This is a genomic window from Halochromatium sp. NSM3 (assembly GCF_059621085.1).
This window is the reverse complement of sequence record NZ_JCAQIA010000083.1, coordinates 1-1,635: the sequence shown is the minus strand read 5'-3', so window position 1 is coordinate 1,635 and position 1,635 is coordinate 1. Positions and strand designations below refer to the sequence as shown.

Here is a 1,635-nt window from a genome sequence, read left to right as displayed (position 1 = left end):
GGCAGGGGCGCTTCTCGAAGCGCCCGTACGGGGGGTTCGAGGCAGGCTTGAGCCCCCGTGGAGCCGTCCGCGGGTGTTCCTGACGGAGAGGGAGTGAGTTTCATGCCCCGTCCCTGTACGGGTCGTTCGCGAACGACCCGTACGGTATCTCGTGGATGCGGTGGGGGTGGGGTTGGCAGGGGCGCTTCTCGAAGCGCCCGTACGGGGGGTTCGAGGCAGGCTTGAGCCCGCGTGGAGCCGTCCGCGGGTGTTCCTGACGGAGAGGGAGTGAGATTCATGCCCCGTCCCTGTACGGGTCGTTCGCGAACGACCCGGCGGTTTTCGGGGTAAGGCCCGAAGGATCCTGGCGCCCTGGTGTTGGACCCAGAGGGCCCGCGGTGCTGCCCCAGATGCCAGGCAAAAAAAACCCCGACCGGCTGACCGATCGGGGTTTTGCAATAAGAGCCTGGCAGTGACCTACTCTCGCATGGGGAAGCCCCACACTACCATCGGCGCTGAGCAGTTTCACTTCCGAGTTCGAGATGGGATCGGGTGGTTCCTACTCGCCATGGCCGCCAGGCAAACTGGGTGTGATCCAAAGGATCACCAATTCAGGAAAGTTCCAGGCTATGTCGTCATGTCATTGTGATGACCGCACACCCTCAAACTGCTTGGGTGTTATATGGTCAAGCCACACGGGCAATTAGTACGGGTTAGCTTCACACATTACTGCGCTTTCACATCCCGCCTATCAACGTTGTCGTCTTCAACGGCCCTTCAGGGGCATCAAGTGCCCAGGGAGATCTCATCTTGAGGAAGGCTTCCCGCTTAGATGCTTTCAGCGGTTATCCCGTCCGTACTTAGCTACCCGGCAATGCCACTGGCGTGACAACCGGAACACCAGAGGTACGTCCACTCCGGTCCTCTCGTACTAGGAGCAGATCCTCTCAAATCTCCGACGCCCACGGCAGATAGGGACCGAACTGTCTCACGACGTTCTAAACCCAGCTCGCGTACCACTTTAAATGGCGAACAGCCATACCCTTGGGACCGACTTCAGCCCCAGGATGTGATGAGCCGACATCGAGGTGCCAAACACCGCCGTCGATGTGAACTCTTGGGCGGTATCAGCCTGTTATCCCCGGAGTACCTTTTATCCGTTGAGCGATGGCCCTTCCATACAGAACCACCGGATCACTAAGACCTGCTTTCGCACCTGCTCGACGTGTCTGTCTCGCAGTCAAGCACCCTTACGCCTTTGCACGCACTGCGCGATGTCCGACCGCGCTGAGGGTACCTTCGCGCTCCTCCGTTACTCTTTGGGAGGAGACCGCCCCAGTCAAACTACCCACCACACACGGTCCCTGTCCTGGATAACAGGACGAGGTTAGAACTCCAAACATGCCAGGGTGGTATTTCAAGGTTGGCTCCACCGAAACTAGCGTTCCGGCTTCAAAGCCTCCCACCTATCCTACACAAGCAGGTTCAAAGTTCAGTGTGAAGCTGTAGTAAAGGTTCACGGGGTCTTTCCGTCTAGCCGCGGGTACACTGCATCTTCACAGCGATTTCAATTTCACTGAGTCTCGGGTGGAGACAGTGCCGCCATCGTTACGCCATTCGTGCAGGTCGGAACTTACCCGACAAGGAATTTCGCTA

Annotated in this window: 2 rRNA genes; both read right to left on the bottom strand. The window is 58.3% G+C overall.

Annotated elements, in window-relative coordinates:
* Positions 1-443 precede the first annotated feature (443 nt).
* A 5S ribosomal RNA gene (gene rrf / locus AC54T3_RS17385) occupies positions 444-559 on the bottom strand.
* 102 nt (positions 560-661) lie between these two features.
* Positions 662-1,635: ribosomal RNA gene (locus AC54T3_RS17380) — 23S ribosomal RNA — on the bottom strand; the annotation flags it as partial.